The organism is Streptomyces sp. NPDC091282, assembly GCF_044757385.1.
Classification (GTDB): Bacteria; Actinomycetota; Actinomycetes; order Streptomycetales; family Streptomycetaceae; genus Streptomyces; species Streptomyces gramineus.
Map to the genome: position 1 here is coordinate 392,493 of NZ_JBIVUX010000008.1, position 16,246 is coordinate 408,738.

Here is a 16,246-nt window from a genome sequence, read left to right on the forward strand (position 1 = left end):
CGTCCCGCGCCGCGCACCGTCCCGCCTACGGAGGCCCCTTTCCCATGTCCGAAGCCCCAGTCCGGCCCGCCGGTTCCGCGAGAGAGGCACGCCCCCGCCCCAACGCGGTGGTGGCGGTGCTCGCCCTGGCCGGCATCACCGTCTCGCTGATGCAGACCCTGGTGATCCCGATCGTCCCGGAGCTGCCGAAGTTCCTGAACGCCTCCGCGTCCGACGCGGCCTGGGCGGTCACCGCCACCCTGCTGGCCGCCGCCGTCGCCACTCCGGTGGCCGGCCGCCTCGGCGACATGTTCGGCAAGCGGCTGATGCTGCTGGTCAGCCTCACCCTGCTGGTCTGCGGCTCGGTGGTGGCCGCGCTCAGCGACTCGCTGGTCCCGATGATCGTCGGCCGCGCGCTGCAGGGACTCTCCGCGTCCGTGGTGCCGCTCGGCATCAGCATCATGCGCGACGAACTCCCGCCGGAGCGCCTGGCGGGCTCCACCGCGCTGATGAGCGCCTCGCTGGGGGTCGGCGGCGCGCTGGGCCTTCCTGCCGCGGCCTTCATCGCCGACCACTTCGACTGGCACGTGCTGTTCTGGACCTCCGCCGCCCTCGGCGTCGTCGCCTTCGCGCTGGTCATGCTGCTCGTGCCGGAGTCCGAGGTGCGCTCGGGCGGGCGCTTCGACGCGGTCGGCGCCCTCGGCCTCGCGGTCGGCCTGGTCTCGCTGCTGCTCGCCGTCTCCAAGGGCGCCGACTGGGGCTGGACCGACGGCACCACGCTCGGCCTGTTCGGGCTCGCGGTCGTGGTCCTGGCCGCCTGGGGCGTCTTCGAACTGCGCACCGCCGAGCCGCTCGTCGACCTGCGCACCACCGCCCGCCGCCAGGTGCTGTTCACCAACCTCGCCTCGATCGCGTTCGGCTTCTCGATGTTCGCGATGTCCCTGGTGCTGCCGCAGCTGCTCCAGCTGCCCACCCAGACCGGCTACGGCCTCGGCAGGTCGATGATGACCGTCGGCCTGGTGATGGCCCCGCAGGGTCTGGTCATGATGGCCTTCGCGCCGGTCTCGGCCGCCATCACCCGGGCCAGGGGCCCGAAGATCACCCTGATGACCGGCGCCGTGATCGTCGCGGCGGGCTACGGCCTGAACATCGTCCTGATGTCCGAGGTCTGGCAGCTGGTGCTGGTCTCCTGCGTCATCGGGGCCGGTGTCGGCTTCGCGTACGGCGCGATGCCCGCGCTGATCATGGGCGCCGTCCCGGCGTCGGAGACGGCCGCCGCCAACAGCCTGAACACGCTGATGCGGTCCATCGGTACGTCGGTGGCCAGCGCCGTCGCGGGAGTGATCCTCGCCCAGCTGACCGTCAGCCTCGGCGGCGCCACGCTGCCCTCCGAGAACGCCTTCAAGACCGTCATGGCGGTCGGCGCGGGCGCGGCAGCGCTCGCCTTCCTCCTCGCCTGCTTCCTGCCCGGCCGCCGTCCCGCGGACGCGCGGCCCGCCGCGGCCCCGGCCGAACCGGCGGCCGAGTCGGTCCACTGACCGCCCGGACGGTGTCCGCGGATCCCGGCCCGCCCGCGGACACCGTCCGGCCGCCACCACGCCCCCGCTCTCCCCGCCCCCGCGCGCCGACGGCATCCCGGGCGGACCCCCGGCTCCCGGCGGGTCCGCCCGGCGGCTGTTCGGGGGAACCCGTGGCGCGGGACGCGTGCCGCGGCCGTACGCGGTTCACATCTTGTGCCGTGACCACCGCCCTGCCACTGATCCCACCCATGCTCGCCACGGCCGGCGCGCTGCCGCCCGCCGCGCAGGACGACCGGTGGGCGTACGAGACCAAGCAGGACGGCCAGCGCGCGATCGTCTACCTGCCCGGCGACGGCACGGTGCTGGTGCGTGCCCGGTCCGGCGAGGAGATCACCGCCGCGTACCCCGAACTCTCCCCGCTGGGCGGGGTGCTGGGCCGGGTGCCGGCGGTCCTGGACGGCGAGGTGCTGGCCCTCGACGAACACGGGCGCGCCGACTTCCAGTTGCTGCAGAGCCGGATGGGCCTGGCCCACGCCCCGGCACGGGCCGCCCGGATGGCGGCCCGGGTCCCGGTCCACCTGGTGCTGTTCGACGTGCCGCACCTGGCGGGCCGCCCCCTGCTGCGGGTGCCCTACGCGCAGCGGCGGACCCGGCTGGAGGAGCTGGGCCTCCACGGGCCCCACTGGTCGACGCCCGGCGCGCTCGTCGGGCACGGGGCCGAGGCGCTGCGGGCGACCCGGGAGCACGGTCTCGAAGGCCTGGTCTGCAAACGGCTCGACTCGCCCTACGAGCCGGGGACGCGGTCCCGTGCCTGGATCAAGATCCGGAACATCCGGGCGGAGGACGTGATCGTCGGCGGCTGGCTGCCGGGCAAGGGACGGCTGACCGGGCTCCCCGGCGCGGTGCTGGTCGGCCAGCGGTCCGCCGACGGGCGGCTGCGGTACGTCGGCGGGGTGGGCACCGGCTGGAGCGAGGCGGAACGGACCGAACTGGCCGCGCTGCTGCGGGCCGCCGCCACCGACGCCTGTCCTTTCGACCCGGTCCCGGCGGTCCCGGGCGCCCGCTGGGTGACGCCCCGGCTGGTCGGCGAGGTCGGCTACAGCACCCGGACCCGGTCCGGACTGCTGCGCCACCCGTCCTGGCTGCGGCTGCGTCCCGATCTCGCACCCGAGGAGTCCGCGGCGGACCTGCCGGACGGCGCCGGCTGACCGCCGCCGCGGCCTGTCACCCGGTTGCGTGCCCCGGCCCCCGGTAGTCAGATGGGAACGAGTCCGGTTCGGCCCGGGCCCCCGCGGAGGAGAGGCCGGCGGCCCACTGGTGGAAGTGGGGCGACATGACGACGACGAGGCCCTCCCCGTACCGGCTGGCACCCAATCTCTTCGGTATCGCCTTCGGCACCGCGGGCCTTGCCCAGGCCTGGAGCGCCGCCGCCGACACGATCGGCGCACCTGGGTGGCCGTCGTACGTCCTGTGGATCCTCGCGGCGGTGATCTGGCTGGTGACGCTGGTGGCCTACCTGCGCAACGCGATCGCGCAGCGACGGCTCGGCTCGGAGGTCCCGAACCCGGTCACCGGGCCGTTCACGGCGCTCGCGGTGATCGTCCCGATGCTGCTGGGCATCGGTCTCGCGCCGCACGCCCGGACCGCGGGCGAGGTCGTGTACGCCGTCGCCCTGGTGCTCACCGTCCTGCTCGGCGGGTGGCTCACGAGTCTGTGGATCCGCTCGGACACCCGGCTCGAGCAGTGGCATCCCGGATACTTCCTGCCCACCGTCGCGGGCGGTCTGATCGCGTCCGGGTGCAGCGCGATCCTGGGATGGAACACGCTGGCGCACGTCATGTTCGGTTACGGGCTGATCTGCTGGTTCGTCCTCGGGTCGATCCTGCTGCTGCGGCTGTTCACCCAGCCTGCGCTGCCCACCGCGCTGCTGCCGACGATGGCCATCGAGGTCGCCCCGCCGGTGGTCGCCGGGAACGCCTGGTTCGCGATCAACGGCGGCCGCCTCGATCTCGTCGCCGAACTGCTCGCCGGGTACGCGGTCCTGATGGTCCTCGTGCAGATCGGCCTGGCGGGCACCTACCTGCGGGTGCCCTTCGGACCGGGCCACTGGGCGTTCGCCTTCTCGTACGCGGCGGCCTTCACCAACGGCGTCCACTGGCTCGCCGCCGAGCAGGTCCACGGACAGCGGGCCCTGGCCTACCTGCTCCTGGCGGTCGCCACCCTGGCCTTCGTCGCGCTCGCGGCCCGCACCGTCCTCGGCCTGGTCCGGCGCGACTTCCTGCCCCGGGTCCCGGCCGATCCCGCCCCGGCGCCGTCCGCGCCCGCGTGAGAGCGGGGGGAACGGCGCCCCGCACGCCACACCGCCGCCGACACGGTGTCGGAATCCCCGGCGGACCCGGAGGTCTATCGTGGCCCCATGTCTGTGCCAGAGTTGATCCGAATCGTCTCCCGCGACTCTCCGATGGCGCTCGCTCAGGTGGCCCGCGTACGGGCCGAGTTGGCCGCCCTCCATCCGCGCGTGCGCACCGAGGTCGTACCGGTGAAGACGACCGGCGACAAGTGGCTGGGCGACCTGTCCCTGGTGGAGGGCAAGGGCGCGTTCACCAAGGAGGTGGACGCCGCGCTGCTGGCGGGCGAGGCCGATCTGGCCGTGCACTGCGTCAAGGACGTCCCCGCGGACCGGCCGCTGCCGGCGGGAACGGTGTTCGCGGCGTTCCTGAAGCGCGACGACGTCCGCGACGCCCTGATCCACCCGGGGGGCCTGACGCTGGACCAGCTGCCGCCGGGCACCCGGATCGGCACCTCCGCGGTGCGCCGGATCGCGCAGCTGGCCGCCACCCATCCGCATCTGGAGTGCGTGCCGTTCCGCGGCAACGCCAACCGCCGCCTGGAGAAGCTCGCCGCCGGCGAGGCCGACGCGCTGCTGCTCGCGGTGTCGGGCCTGGAGCGGATCGGCCGGACGGACGTGATCACCGAGGTCCTCGACCCGGAGACGATGATGCCGCCGATCGGCGCGGGCATCCTGGCGCTGCAGTGCCGGGAGGGCGACACCGAGCTGATCGACGCGGTGAGCGGGCTCGGCGACCCGGACACCTACCGGGAGGCCACCGCCGAGCGGATGTTCCTGCACGTCCTCCAGGGGCACTGCAACAGCCCCATCGCCGGGTACGCGCGCGTGGACGGCGGCGGTGAACTGTCGCTGCGCGCCTGCGTGTTCACCCCCGACGGCAAGACCCGCCTCAACGCGCACGAATGGGCGGGCCGCCTCGACCCGGCCACGCTCGGCACCTCGGTGGCGGTGGCCCTCCTGCGCCAGGGCGCCCGCGAGATCATCGACGGCATCCCGCACTGACACCGGCGGCTCGCGACACGCCCTAGGCGGGGCTGCCCGGCTCGGTCTGGTCCTTGAGGAAGGCGCTCACCTGGTGGGCCAGACCGCCCGCCGTGGCGCTCTGGCACGCCGTGGCGGCGGTCGACTCCAGCACGCCGATGCCGCCCGCCCACAGCCGCCGGTCGGTCCAGTCCTCGTCGACGCGCAGCTGGATCTGGATGTCCACCTGGGTGAGGGCGGCCTCGGGGCCGGCGGCGTAGAGCACGGCGGTGGCGCGGCGCAGCGGGTAGACGTCGAAGCCCTCGATGAACTGGGAGCTGCGCCAGTCGATGACCGCACCCTCCCCGTCGGGGCCCACCCGCACGTCGATCTGACCGTCCTCCAGCTGCACGCCGAAGTGACGCGATCCGCGGTTCTCGACGGTCACCCGGACACTGAAGTACGTCAGCCCGGCGGCGGCGTCGTCCCGGCCGCGCGGCGGCTCGGCCGCCTCCAGGCGGTGGACACGGACCCGCAGACCGTCATGGTCGTCGTACTCGTGCCAGTCCCCGACCACGTTCGGCTCGTACACAGTGCCCCTCTCGACCCCCGCTGTTTATCTGTGCGCCGAGCGCACTGTCAAATGGGCGGAATGCGCTGTGGCCAGGGGATTCACCCGCTTTGATCGCTGATCAAGCGTTGCGCAGCGGTTATCCCGCCCCGGGGCTCCGGGGCGGGAGGGGGGCGCGTGCCGCACATCACGTCGGCGTGCGGCGCGCGGCAAGATCAGCGGGCCAGGCGGCCCAGCAGCGAGGAGGCGGCGGTGATGCCGAGGGCTGCGGCCACCGCCAGGACGGCGAAGTCGAGGCCGAGATGCGAGGGCGTGCCGAGCAGCAGTCCGCGCAACGCGTCGACCTGGTAGCTCAGCGGGTTGATCTTGCTGACGACCTGGAGCCAGCCCGGCATGATCGCCACCGGGTAGAGCGCGTTGGAGCCGAAGAACAGCGGCATGGTGATCGCCTGCCCGATGCCCATCAGCCGGTCGCGGCTCAGCACGATGCCCGCGATGCTCATCGACAGGCAGGAGAAGAACGCCGAGGCGAGGACGACGGCGAGTCCGACGCCGAGCAGTTTCAGCGGGTTCCAGGTGAGCGAGACCCCGAGGATCGCGGCGATGACGATCACCACGACCGCCTGGATCAGGGACTTCACGCCGGCCGCGAAGGCCTTGCCGGTGATCAGGGCCGAGCGCGGGGTGGGGGTGACGAGGAGCTTGTTGAGGATGCCGGCGTCGCGCTCCCAGATGATCTGGATGCCGTAGAAGATCGCGATGAACATCGCCGACTGGGCGATGATGCCGGGCGCGAGGTAGTCGATGTAGGGGATGCCGCCGGTGGGTATCGCCTTGATCCTGGTGAAGGTCTGCCCGAAGATCAGCAGCCACAGGGCGGGCTGTATCGCGCGGGTGTAGAGCTCGGTGCGGTCGTGGCGGAGCTTCTGCAGTTCGACGGCGCACATGGCGACGACCCGGGCGGGCAGCAGCCGCCAGCCGGAGCGCGGCTGCGGCGGTGTCAGCAGCAGGGAGGCCGCGGCCGTTCGCTCAACCGACACGCTTCGCGGTGCGGCGGGTGCTTCGGACATCGCGGAAACCTCCTGACTGGTCGTCGAGGCCGCTGCCGGCCACGTCGCGGAAGACGTCTTCGAGGGTGGGCAGGGTGTCGGTGCCCTGGCGTTCGGCGAGGCCGTGCCGGAGCTCGTCGGGGGTGCCGAGGGCCCGGATCCGGCCCCGGTGCATGAGGCCGACCCGGCCGCAGTGCTGGTCGGCCTCGTCCATGTAGTGGGTGGTGACCAGCACGGTCATGCCGGTGGCCGCGCGCACGGCGTTGATCTGGTCCCAGACGCTGGTGCGGGCGATCGGGTCGAGGCCGATGGTCGGCTCGTCCAGGATCAGCAGCCTGGGCGCGCTGACCAGGGCCTGGGCCAGTTCGAGGCGGCGGACCATGCCGCCGGAGTAGGTGCCGGCGAGCCGGTCGGCGGCGTCGGCGAGGTCGACGGCCTCCAGCGCCTGCGCGACCCGTTCGGCGCGCTCGCGCCGGGAGACGTCGAAGACCCGGGCGAACAGGGCGACGTTCTCGCGGCCGGTGAGCCCGCTGTCGGCGGACAGCTGCTGGGGGACGTAACCGAGCAGTCTGCGCACGGCCATCCGCTCGCGGCCGGTGTCGTGGCCGAAGACGCGGACCATACCGGCGGGGACCGGCAGCAGGGTGGTGATGCAGCGGATGGCGGTGGTCTTGCCGGCGCCGTTGGGGCCGAGCAGTCCGAAGACCTCGCCCTCCGGGACGGTCAGGTCGAGCCCGTCCACGGCCCTGGTCTCCCCGAAGGTGTAGGTGAGTCCCGTGCAGGCGACTGCGGTGGTGTCCGGGGTCATGATTCCTCGGCCTCCTCGTGCAGGGTGACGGCCAGCTTGCGCAGTGCCGGAAGCGCGGCCTCCAGTGCGGCCCGGTCGGCCTCGTCGAGCCGGGAGACGCTGCTGACCACGAGGTCCGCGCGGCGCCGCTGCCAGTCGGCGAGCCGCTTCTCGGCGGCCCCGGTCAGCAGCAGCCGGGCGGCCCGCCGGTCGGCGGGGTCGGTCTCCCGGAGCAGGAACCCTTCCTTGACCAGCTGGTTGACCAGGGTCGACACCGAATTGCCCGCCAGGTACAGCTCCTTGGCGGCCTCCGAGATGCCGATGCCGGGCCGTGACTCGACCAGGCGCAGCAGTTCCACCTCGGCGCCGCGCAGCCGGGGCCGCGCGAGTCCGCGGCGCAGCCTGCGGCGGATCAGCCGCTGGATCCCGACGAGGGCGTCGGCCAGCTCCTCGGGGAAGGTCTCCGATTTCACACCCGGAAGATTACCTCTGCTACAGAGGTAATCCCACCCAAGGGACGGTCAAGGGGGCCCGGCCGGGGATCCGGTCAATGAATGAGAGCAATCTCACCTTTTTGAGTGAATTGTTTCGTATTGTCCCGTTCAGGGCATCTGCTGTTCAGTGCTTCGGACCGGAGGCACGTGCGTGGGAACCGCGTTCATCCGGTGCTCCCGTGTTCTCCCGGGGTCCGAGCGCGTATCTCTCACGGTGTCCCTCCACAGCACCCGCCGAGGAGGTGCGCGCCATGCGTGCCACCACCGCCACCCCCACCAGGTCCCATCCGCACGACGACGCCCCCGACACGGCGGCCGACTTCGTCCGGCTGGCCGGACTGCCCGAGGGGCCCGAGCGCCGGGCCCTGCGGGACGAACTGGTCGAACTCTGGCTGCCCATGGCCGAGCGGATCGCGGTCCGCTTCCGCGGCCGCGGGGAGGCCACGGAGGACCTCTGCCAGGTCGCCGCGCTCGGGCTGGTCAAGGCCGTCGACCACTACGACCCGGCGCGCGGGCGGGCCTTCGAGGCGTACGCCGTGCCGACGATCACCGGTGAGATCAAACGCCACTTCCGTGACCACATGTGGACGCTGCACGTGCCCCGCCGGGTCCAGGAGCTGCGCAACCGGGTCCGGTCCGCCCTCAAGGAGCTGGAACAGACCTGTCCGGGCGAGGCACCCACCGTCGCCGAGATCGCCGAGCAGGCCCGGCTCACCGAGAGCGAGGTGCGCACCGGGATGGAGGCGCTGGACTGCTTCTCCGCGCTGTCGCTGGACGCCGAGGTGTCCGGCGCCGACGGTTACGCGCTCGGCGACACCCTGGGCGGACCCGACCCCGGCTACGACCTGGTCGTCGACCGCGCCGCCGCCGTGCCCTGCATCCAGGGCCTTCCCGAGCGCGACCGGCTCATCCTCTACCTGCGGTTCTTCCGCGGTATGACGCAGAGCAGGATCGCCGAGCAGCTGGGCGTCTCGCAGATGCACGTGTCCCGTCTGCTCACCGCCTGTTTCGAGCGGCTGCGCGAGGAGCTGCTGGCCGAGTCGGGCTGAGTCTCACCCGGACGGCGCACCGGGGATCTGCGTCGGCCCGTACCGGTCGAGGGCGTCCTCCAGTTCGGCGCGGATCTCCGCCGGCATGTCCCCCGTGCGCCCCCAGACGAGAATCAGCTCCGCGACGCTGCGGAGCTTGATGTTGGTGTGCTGGGAGATCTCCTTGAGCACCTCCCAGCCCTGGTCGGGGGTGACCCGGCCGAGCGCCACCACCATGCCGATCGCCTGGTCCACCACGGCGTGGGAGGCCACCGCCTCCTTCAGCTGATCGATCTCCTCCTGGAGGTGGAGGACCGCGTCCGCCTCGCTCTCGCTCACCCCACCATCGTCACCACTCGTCTGGCGCAGTGCCACCGGGGTACTCGTCAGGCACCCCCGCCGCTTCCGGTTGGAGACTGGTGTCAGACCGGCTCCCCGCCGGCCCCGACCCCAGGACGAGTGCCATGAACGACGACACGCACGCCCCCGGCCCCGCGAAGAGGCAGCGGGAGGTCATCTCCACGGACTCCGTCTTCGGCGCCCCGTGCTGGGTGAGCCTGACCAGCCGCGACCTGCGGACCACCGAGGACTTCTACAGCGCCGTGCTGGGCTGGCGGTGGCGCAGTGTCCGGCTCGGCGACCACTTCCGGATCGCGCTGGCGGACGGGGTGCCGGTCGCGGGCATCGCCGCCGTCGCCTCGATGTGGCAGATGGCGGTGGCCTGGACGCCGTACTTCGCCGTCCAGAACGCGGACGAGGCGGTCGCACGGGCCCGTGAGCGCGGCGGCACCCCGGCCGTGGGCCCGCTGTCCTTCCCGCCCGGCCGGGCGGCGCTGCTCGCGGACCGGGACGGCGCGATCTTCGGCATCTGGGAGGGCCAGCTGGTCTCCAACTGGGAGATCTGGCGGCAGGCCGCGCCCACGTACATCCGGCTGCACACCCGCGACGCCTTCGACTCGGCGATCTTCTACGGCGAGGTGCTGGGCTGGGCCTCGGAGCGGCAGGGCTGCTGCGAGGTGGAGTACGTGGGCGGCGAGGTCGTCCTGCGCAGCCGCGGCGACGCCGTGGCCCGGATCGACTCCGGAGCGGTGGAGGCGGCCCCCGACCCGACGGTACGGCCGCACTGGCAGGTGCACTTCGCGGTCGGCGACGTCGGCGAGTGCGCGCGGGCGGCCGAGAAGCACGGCGGCAGTGTCCTCCAGGAGAAGGACACCGAGGCCGTGCTGCGCGACCCGGACGGCGCGCAGTTCACCGTGACCGTGCGCCCGCTGCTGCCCTGACCGCGCCCCTCAGCCCCTGCCGCGGGAGGGCCGGGACAGCAGGACCAGGCTGCGGGCCTCGGCGCGCAGCCTCGTCCCCGCCTTGTGCTCGCGTTCGTCGGGGATGCCGTCGGGCTCGGCGGTGTCGATGAGAGCCGTCCAGCGCTCGCCGTAGGAGTCGTCGGGCAGCTTGAAGTCGACCGGTTCCCAGAAGCTGTTCAGGAGCAGCAGGAACGAGTCGTCGACCAGGCGCCGCCCCTGGGGGTCGCGTTCGGCGATGGCGTCGCCGTTCAGGAAGACACCGACCGAGTGCCCGTCGGGGCGCTGCCAGTCCCGGTCGGTCATCTCCCGGGCGTCGGGCAGCAGCCAGACCAGGTCGGGCAGCGGCTGTCCGCGGTGCACGGCGGTCTCGCCGCGGAAGAAGCGGCGGCGGCGCAGCACGGGGTGGGCGGCGCGCAGGCCGATGACGTACCGGGTGAAGTCGTTGAGCGTGCGCTGCTCCTCGGCCAGGTCCCAGTCGGTCCAGGAGACCTCGTTGTCCTGGCAGTAGGCGTTGTTGTTGCCGCGCTGGGTGCGGCCGAGTTCGTCGCCGTGGCTGAGCATCGGGATGCCCTGGGACAGCAGCAGGGTGGCCAGGAGGTTGCGCTGCTGGCGGGCCCGGAGGTCGAGGACGGCCGGGTCATCGGTGTCACCCTCGGCGCCGCAGTTCCAGGACCGGTTGTGGCTCTCGCCGTCCTGGTTGTCCTCGCCGTTGGCCTCGTTGTGCTTGTCGTTGTACGACACCAGGTCGCGCAGCGTGAAACCGTCGTGCGCGGTGACGAAGTTGACGCTCGCGCGCGGCCGCCGTCCCCGGTGCTGGTAGAGGTCCGAGGAGCCGGTGAGCCGGGAGGCGAACTCGCCGAGGGAACCCGGCTCGGCCCGCCAGAAGTCCCGTACGGTGTCCCGGTACTTGCCGTTCCACTCCGACCACAGCGGCGGGAAGTTGCCCACCTGGTAGCCGCCCTCGCCCACGTCCCAGGGTTCGGCGATGAGCTTCACCCTGCTGATCACCGGGTCCTGCTGGATCAGGTCGAAGAACGCGGAGAGCCGGTCCACCTCGTGGAACTGCCGGGCCAGCGTGGCCGCGAGGTCGAAGCGGAAGCCGTCGACGTGCATCTCGGTCACCCAGTACCGCAGCGAGTCCATGATCAGCTGGAGCACGTAGGGGTGGCGCATCAGCAGGCTGTTGCCGGTGCCGGTGGTGTCGTAGTAGTGCGCCCAGTCGCCGTCGACCAGCCGGTAGTAGGAGGCGTTGTCGATGCCGCGGAAGGACAGCGTGGGGCCCATCTCGTTGCCCTCGGCGGTGTGGTTGTAGACCACGTCGAGGATCACTTCGAGGCCGGCCGCGTGCAGCGCCTTGACCATCGCCTTGAACTCGTTGACCTGCTGGCCCCGGCTGCCGAAGGCCGCGTAGGCGTTGTGCGGGGCGAAGTAGCCGATGGTGTTGTAGCCCCAGTAGTTGGACAGGCCCCGGTCCTGCAGCACGCCGTCCTGCACGAACTGGTGGACCGGCATCAGCTCGACCGCGGTGACGCCCAGCGAGGTCAGGTGCTCGACGACCGCGGGATGGGCGAGGCCGGCGTAACTGCCCCGGAGCCGTTCGGGCACCTCGGGGTGGGTGCGGGTCAGGCCCGCGACATGCGCCTCGTAGATCACCGAGTCGGAGTAGGACCGCAGCGGCGGGCGGTCGTCGCCCCAGTCGAAGAAGGGGTCGGTGACCACGCCGAGCATCGAGTGGCCGGCGCTGTCGGCCGGGGACGGCCCGCCCGGCGTGCGCTCGTACAGCGACGCGTGGTTGTCGATCTGGCCGTCGACCGCCCGGGCGTAGGGGTCCAGGAGCAGCTTCGCCGGGTTGCAGCGGTGTCCGACCCCCGGGTCCCAGGGGCCGGTCACCCGGTAGCCGTAGCGCTGTCCCGGTCCGACGCCGGGCAGGTAGGCGTGCCAGACGAAGCCGTCGACCTCGGTCAGGGGCACCGGCCGCGCGCCGCCGGCGTCGTCGACGAGGACCAGCTCGACCTTCTCCGCGACCTCGCTGAACAGGGCGAAGTTGGTGCCCTGCCCGTCGAAGGAGGCGCCCAACGGATAGGGGTGCCCGCTCCACACGGGCACCCCTTTCCGGGACTTCCGAGCCGTCACCGGGCGCCCTCGAGGACGCCCTCGGCGGATGCGGCCAACTGCGGGACGGGGACGGCGCGCGGCACCCGGAGCGTCCGGCGCAGGCTGGGCGACGGCGCGGTCTTGACCAGCGGCACGCGCTCACCGGACCGGGCTCGCTGCGAGAACCAGATGATCTTGCTGCCGGTCTCCGGGGCGCAGCACCCCCAGCCGTCGCTGGTGGCGGCCAGGTGCGCCAGGCACGAGCGCAGGTCCTGGTCGGGGCGCAGATCGCGGTCGTGGTCGCCGATGGCGGTGATGAGGTGCTGCCCGTTCCACCACATCTCGATGGACGTGTACTTGTCCGTCGCGTGCTGGTCGATGGCGGTCAGCAGCAGTTCGGCACCGCGGCAGACGGGGTCCACGAGGTTGTCCAGATCCCAGTAGCGCAGGTGGGCGGCCAGAATGCGGCTGACCTGTCCCACCCGTTCCGGGCTGACCTCGACGTCGAGGTGGTAGTAGCAGGGCACTGCGGTCTTCATTGTCGCTGGCTCCTCACCCGGCGGGGCTCCCGCTCCCCTCACCCGGACGGAGATCCGTTCCGGACGCGTAGCGTGAGCACTCATCGCTTCTGAGTCACCTCCCACAGTGCGGTCGCTACGCCATTCGTGCAACCTGAGAGACGCATGAGGTTGTTGAAGCTCCAACAAGACGCTCCGTCGTCATCCGTGCACCATGAGTGAAAGCCTCGATTCGCCGTAACGGCTCCGTGCCCTTCCGTGCCCGGACGCTCCCCGATCGTCGGGGACACGTGCCCACTCGAGAGCGTCGGAAGGAAAGACACGGCCATGCTGCTACCCGCGAAGGCCGAGGTGGCCCGGCAGCTGCGGCGCTACCGGGCGTGGGAGCGCGTCATGCTCGCCTCGCCGCAGGACCGCGAGGTGCGGTCCACCTTCGAGGACTCGGGCTACACGCTGTGTGTGCTGATGGGCAAGCGCTGCGCCCGGGAGGCGGTGGACGCGGCCGAGCGCTATCTGCGCACCAGCCTCGTCACCTATCTGCGGGATCAGGGCGGGCGGGCCCAGCTGAGCGGGAAGGTCCGGCGGAGCCCTCCGTCGGACCGCAGTACCGCGCGGCAGTGATCCGCAGGCGGACCCCCGCGGGAGGACGACTCGTCCTCCCGCGCACTACGGACCGCGGAGCCGGGCCCGGGCCCGGCTCCGTGCGCGACGGAGGTGAGACCCATGAAGGCGACAGAGGTCATCGGCCGTATCCCGGTGCGTGACGTCCGACCGGCCGTGGACGGCGGCGGGCGTCCGGCCAAGGCGGTCCCCGGCGAGACCTTCCAGGTCACCGCCACCGTCTTCCGTGAGGGTCATGACGCCGTCGGCGCCAACGTGGTGCTGTGCGACCCCGCGGGCCGGCCCGGTCCCTGGGCGCCGATGCGCGAACTGGTCCCGGGCACCGACCGCTGGGGCGCCGAGGTCACCCCGGACGCGACCGGCCGCTGGACGTATCACGTGGAGGCCTGGAGCGCCCCGCTCGTCACCTGGCGCCGGCACGCGCGGGTGAAGATCCCGGCGGGGATCGACACCGGCCTGGTCCTGGAGGAGGGCGCCTCGCTCTACGCGCGCGCGGCGGCCCGGATGCCCGCGGGGCCCGAGCGCGAGCGGGTCGAGGCGGCGGCGCACGCCCTGGGCGACGACGGCCTGCCCCTGCACGAACGGCTGGCGAGCGCGCTGGCTCCGGAGGTCGACGAGATCCTGGCGCGTTATCCGTTGCGGGAGTTGGTGTCCTGTTCGGAGCCGTTGCCGTTGCTGGTGGAGCGGGAGCGGGCGCTGTACGGGTCGTGGTACGAGTTCTTCCCGCGGTCGGAGGGCACGCCCGAGCGGCCGCACGGCACGTTCCGTACGGCGGCGCGCCGGCTGCCGCAGATCGCGCGGATGGGGTTCGACGTCGTCTACCTGCCGCCGATCCATCCCATCGGCACGACGTTCCGCAAGGGCCGCAACAACACCCTGGGTGCGGGGCCCGAGGACGTGGGGGTGCCCTGGGCGATCGGTTCGCCCGAGGGCGGCCACGACGCGGTCCACCCGGACCTGGGCACGGTGGAGGACTTCCGCTGGTTCGTCGCCGAGGCCGCCCGGCACGGCCTGGAGATCGCCCTGGACTTCGCCCTGCAGTGCTCCCCGGACCATCCCTGGGTGGAGAAGCATCCGGAGTGGTTCCATCACCGGCCCGACGGGACGATCGCCTACGCCGAGAACCCGCCCAAGAAGTACCAGGACATCTATCCCGTCGCCTTCGACACCGACATGGCCGGGATCATTGCCGAGACGGTGCGGATCCTGCGGCACTGGATGGACTGCGGTGTGCGGATCTTCCGGGTCGACAACCCGCACACCAAGCCCGTGGTGTTCTGGGAGCGCGTGATCGCGGAGATCAACCGGACCGATCCCGACGTCATCTTCCTCGCCGAGGCCTTCACCCGCCCCGCGATGATGCGGACCCTGGCCCAGACCGGGTTCCAGCAGTCGTACACGTACTTCACCTGGCGCACCACCAAGCAGGAACTCACCGACTACCTCACCGAGCTGTCCGGCGAGTCCGCCGCCTGGATGCGGCCGAACTTCTTCGCCAACACGCCCGACATCCTGCACGCCTACCTCCAGCACGGACACCGTCCCGCCTTCGAGGTCCGTGCCGTCCTGGCCGCCACCCTCTCCCCCACCTGGGGCATCTACAGCGGCTACGAACTCTGCGAGAACACCCCGCTGAAAGAAGGCGGCGAGGAATACCTCGACTCCGAGAAGTACCAGCTCACATCCCGCGACTGGACCCGCGCCGACACCGAGGGCATCGCCCCCCTCATCACCCGCCTCAACACCGTCCGGCGCGAGCATCCCGCGCTCCGGCAGCTGCGGAACCTGACCTTCCACCACACCGACAACGACTCCGTCATCGCCTACAGCAAGCGCGCCGGCGAGGACACCGTCCTGGTGGTCGTCAACCTCGATCCGCACCACACCCAGGAGGCCACGGTCTCGTTGGACATGCCGCGACTCGGCCTGGACAGCGGCTCGGCCCTGTCCGTGCGGGACGAACTGACGGGCGAGACCTACACGTGGGGCAGGACCAACTACGTGTGCCTGACACCCGGCCGCACGCCCGCACATGTGCTCCAGGCAGGTCGACCGACACCAGCGAACGGAGGGCCCAGCGCGTCATGACTGTCAACGACCCCGTCCCGGACACCTTCGAGGACACGCCCGCGAAGGACCGGGACCCCGACTGGTTCAAACGCGCCGTCTTCTACGAGGTCCTGGTGCGCTCCTTCCAGGACAGCGACGGTGACGGCATCGGCGACCTCAAGGGTCTGACCGCCAAGCTCGACTACCTCCAGTGGCTCGGCGTCGACTGCCTCTGGCTGCCGCCCTTCTTCAAGTCACCGCTACGGGACGGCGGTTACGACGTCTCCGACTACACCGCCGTCCTCCCCGAATTCGGTGACCTCGCCGACTTCGTCGAGTTCGTCGACGCCGCCCACCAGCGCGGCATGCGCGTGATCATCGACTTCGTCGTCAACCACACCAGCGACCAGCACCCGTGGTTCCAGGAGTCGCGCAAGGACCCCGAAGGCCCTTACGGCGACTACTACATGTGGGCCGACGACGACAAGCAGTACCAGGACGCGCGGATCATCTTCGTCGACACCGAGGTCTCCAACTGGACCTTCGATCCGGTGCGGGGCCAGTACTTCTTCCACCGCTTCTTCTCCCACCAGCCGGACCTCAACTACGAGAACCCGGCGGTGCAGGAGGAGGTCCTGGCCGCGCTGAGGTTCTGGCTGGACCTCGGCATCGACGGCTTCCGGCTGGACGCGGTGCCCTACCTGTACGCGGAGGAGGGCACGAACTGCGAGAACCTGCCGGCCTCCCACGCCTTCCTGAAGCGGGTCAGGCGCGAGATCGACGCCATGTACCCGGACACCGTGCTGCTGGCCGAGGCGAACCAGTGGCCCGAGGACGTCGTCGACTACTTCGGCGACTACGCCAAGGGCGGCGACGAATGCCACATGGCGTTCCACTTCCCGGTGATGCCCCGCATCTTCATGGC

The 16,246-nt window shown here is 71.7% G+C and carries 16 protein-coding genes; 9 read left to right on the forward strand and 7 right to left on the reverse strand.

Going from position 1 to position 16,246, the window contains the following annotated elements:
* Positions 1-44: 44 nt before the first annotated feature.
* From ACIQOE_RS33440 to hemC, 4 genes are all read left to right on the forward strand, one after another.
* Positions 45-1,517 carry an MFS transporter gene (locus ACIQOE_RS33440; RefSeq protein WP_401415458.1) on the forward strand — a complete coding sequence of 491 codons (1,473 nt, stop codon included), beginning with the start codon at positions 45-47 and terminating at the stop codon, positions 1,515-1,517.
* A 230-nt stretch (positions 1,518-1,747) separates the two neighbouring features.
* Complete coding sequence (locus tag ACIQOE_RS33445; protein ID WP_401415479.1) at positions 1,748-2,707, forward strand: ATP-dependent DNA ligase; 960 nt, start codon at positions 1,748-1,750, stop codon at positions 2,705-2,707.
* A gap of 125 nt (positions 2,708-2,832) precedes the next feature.
* Entirely contained in the window at positions 2,833-3,828 is a 996-nt protein-coding gene (locus tag ACIQOE_RS33450; protein ID WP_401415460.1) for a TDT family transporter, read from the forward strand.
* Positions 3,829-3,915: 87 nt separating this feature from the next.
* On the forward strand, positions 3,916-4,851 hold the full coding sequence (gene hemC / locus ACIQOE_RS33455; protein ID WP_351329107.1) for a hydroxymethylbilane synthase: 936 nt from the start codon (positions 3,916-3,918) through the stop codon (positions 4,849-4,851).
* Positions 4,852-4,873: 22 nt separating this feature from the next.
* On the opposite strand, the gene ACIQOE_RS33460 is transcribed toward hemC, so the two are convergent.
* The 4 genes from ACIQOE_RS33460 to ACIQOE_RS33475 all read right to left on the reverse strand — a co-directional run bounded on the left by ACIQOE_RS33460 (position 4,874) and on the right by ACIQOE_RS33475 (position 7,689).
* Positions 4,874-5,401, reverse strand: a complete 528-nt coding sequence (locus ACIQOE_RS33460; protein ID WP_351329111.1) for a hypothetical protein — start codon at positions 5,399-5,401, stop codon at positions 4,874-4,876.
* A gap of 194 nt (positions 5,402-5,595) precedes the next feature.
* Positions 5,596-6,450, reverse strand: a complete 855-nt coding sequence (locus tag ACIQOE_RS33465; protein WP_351329112.1) for an ABC transporter permease — start codon at positions 6,448-6,450, stop codon at positions 5,596-5,598.
* The gene (locus ACIQOE_RS33470; protein WP_362648519.1) at positions 6,410-7,237 is read right to left on the reverse strand and encodes an ATP-binding cassette domain-containing protein; all 828 of its coding nucleotides are present in this window, start codon (positions 7,235-7,237) and stop codon (positions 6,410-6,412) included. The genes ACIQOE_RS33465 and ACIQOE_RS33470 overlap by 41 nt, the downstream gene beginning before the upstream one ends.
* The gene (locus tag ACIQOE_RS33475; protein ID WP_362648522.1) at positions 7,234-7,689 is read right to left on the reverse strand and encodes a MarR family transcriptional regulator; all 456 of its coding nucleotides are present in this window, start codon (positions 7,687-7,689) and stop codon (positions 7,234-7,236) included. Before ACIQOE_RS33475 ends, ACIQOE_RS33470 begins: the two co-directional genes overlap by 4 nt.
* A 272-nt stretch (positions 7,690-7,961) precedes the next feature.
* Between ACIQOE_RS33475 and ACIQOE_RS33480 the strand changes: the two genes are divergently transcribed.
* Positions 7,962-8,759: a SigB/SigF/SigG family RNA polymerase sigma factor gene (locus tag ACIQOE_RS33480; RefSeq protein WP_351329117.1), complete on the forward strand. Its 798-nt coding sequence runs from the start codon at positions 7,962-7,964 to the stop codon at positions 8,757-8,759.
* A gap of 3 nt (positions 8,760-8,762) precedes the next feature.
* Here ACIQOE_RS33480 and ACIQOE_RS33485 read toward each other — a convergent pair whose 3' ends face one another.
* A complete protein-coding gene (locus tag ACIQOE_RS33485; RefSeq protein WP_351329119.1) occupies positions 8,763-9,077 on the reverse strand; it encodes an ANTAR domain-containing protein in 315 nt (104 codons plus the stop codon).
* A gap of 125 nt (positions 9,078-9,202) precedes the next feature.
* Between ACIQOE_RS33485 and ACIQOE_RS33490 the strand changes: the two genes are divergently transcribed.
* On the forward strand, positions 9,203-10,018 hold the full coding sequence (locus ACIQOE_RS33490) for a VOC family protein (RefSeq protein WP_365556692.1): 816 nt from the start codon (positions 9,203-9,205) through the stop codon (positions 10,016-10,018).
* 9 nt (positions 10,019-10,027) lie between these two features.
* Here ACIQOE_RS33490 and glgX read toward each other — a convergent pair whose 3' ends face one another.
* Together glgX and ACIQOE_RS33500 are read right to left on the reverse strand one after the other, a co-directional pair.
* On the reverse strand, positions 10,028-12,145 hold the full coding sequence (gene glgX / locus ACIQOE_RS33495; RefSeq protein WP_401415464.1) for a glycogen debranching protein GlgX: 2,118 nt from the start codon (positions 12,143-12,145) through the stop codon (positions 10,028-10,030).
* 23 nt (positions 12,146-12,168) lie between these two features.
* On the reverse strand, positions 12,169-12,672 hold the full coding sequence (locus ACIQOE_RS33500) for a pep a2 (RefSeq protein WP_365556690.1): 504 nt from the start codon (positions 12,670-12,672) through the stop codon (positions 12,169-12,171).
* Positions 12,673-12,978: 306 nt separating this feature from the next.
* Here ACIQOE_RS33500 and ACIQOE_RS33505 point away from each other — a divergent pair, with 306 nt between their 5' ends.
* From ACIQOE_RS33505 to ACIQOE_RS33515, 3 genes are all read left to right on the forward strand, one after another.
* Positions 12,979-13,272, forward strand: a complete 294-nt coding sequence (locus ACIQOE_RS33505) for a DUF5133 domain-containing protein (RefSeq protein ID WP_351329126.1) — start codon at positions 12,979-12,981, stop codon at positions 13,270-13,272.
* 102 nt (positions 13,273-13,374) lie between these two features.
* Positions 13,375-15,360 carry an alpha-1,4-glucan--maltose-1-phosphate maltosyltransferase gene (locus tag ACIQOE_RS33510; RefSeq protein ID WP_401415467.1) on the forward strand — a complete coding sequence of 662 codons (1,986 nt, stop codon included), beginning with the start codon at positions 13,375-13,377 and terminating at the stop codon, positions 15,358-15,360.
* A partial coding sequence (locus ACIQOE_RS33515) for an alpha-amylase family glycosyl hydrolase (RefSeq protein ID WP_401415469.1) occupies positions 15,357-16,246 on the forward strand: 890 nt, incomplete at its 3' end. The genes ACIQOE_RS33510 and ACIQOE_RS33515, both read left to right, overlap by 4 nt.

Excerpts from the sequence above, each read along its gene's own strand:
- ACIQOE_RS33440 (WP_401415458.1), top strand. The coding sequence starts at position 45 with ATGTCCGAAGCCCCAGTCCGGCCCGCCGGTTCCGCGAGAGAGGCACGC.
- ACIQOE_RS33445 (WP_401415479.1), top strand. The coding sequence starts at position 1,748 with ATGCTCGCCACGGCCGGCGCGCTGCCGCCCGCCGCGCAGGACGACCGG.
- ACIQOE_RS33450 (WP_401415460.1), top strand. The coding sequence starts at position 2,833 with ATGACGACGACGAGGCCCTCCCCGTACCGGCTGGCACCCAATCTCTTC.
- hemC (WP_351329107.1), top strand. The coding sequence starts at position 3,916 with ATGTCTGTGCCAGAGTTGATCCGAATCGTCTCCCGCGACTCTCCGATG.
- ACIQOE_RS33465 (WP_351329112.1), bottom strand. The coding sequence starts at position 6,450 with ATGTCCGAAGCACCCGCCGCACCGCGAAGCGTGTCGGTTGAGCGAACG.
- ACIQOE_RS33470 (WP_362648519.1), bottom strand. The coding sequence starts at position 7,237 with ATGACCCCGGACACCACCGCAGTCGCCTGCACGGGACTCACCTACACC.
- ACIQOE_RS33480 (WP_351329117.1), top strand. The coding sequence starts at position 7,962 with ATGCGTGCCACCACCGCCACCCCCACCAGGTCCCATCCGCACGACGAC.
- ACIQOE_RS33490 (WP_365556692.1), top strand. The coding sequence starts at position 9,203 with ATGAACGACGACACGCACGCCCCCGGCCCCGCGAAGAGGCAGCGGGAG.
- ACIQOE_RS33500 (WP_365556690.1), bottom strand. The coding sequence starts at position 12,672 with ATGAAGACCGCAGTGCCCTGCTACTACCACCTCGACGTCGAGGTCAGC.
- ACIQOE_RS33505 (WP_351329126.1), top strand. The coding sequence starts at position 12,979 with ATGCTGCTACCCGCGAAGGCCGAGGTGGCCCGGCAGCTGCGGCGCTAC.
- ACIQOE_RS33510 (WP_401415467.1), top strand. The coding sequence starts at position 13,375 with ATGAAGGCGACAGAGGTCATCGGCCGTATCCCGGTGCGTGACGTCCGA.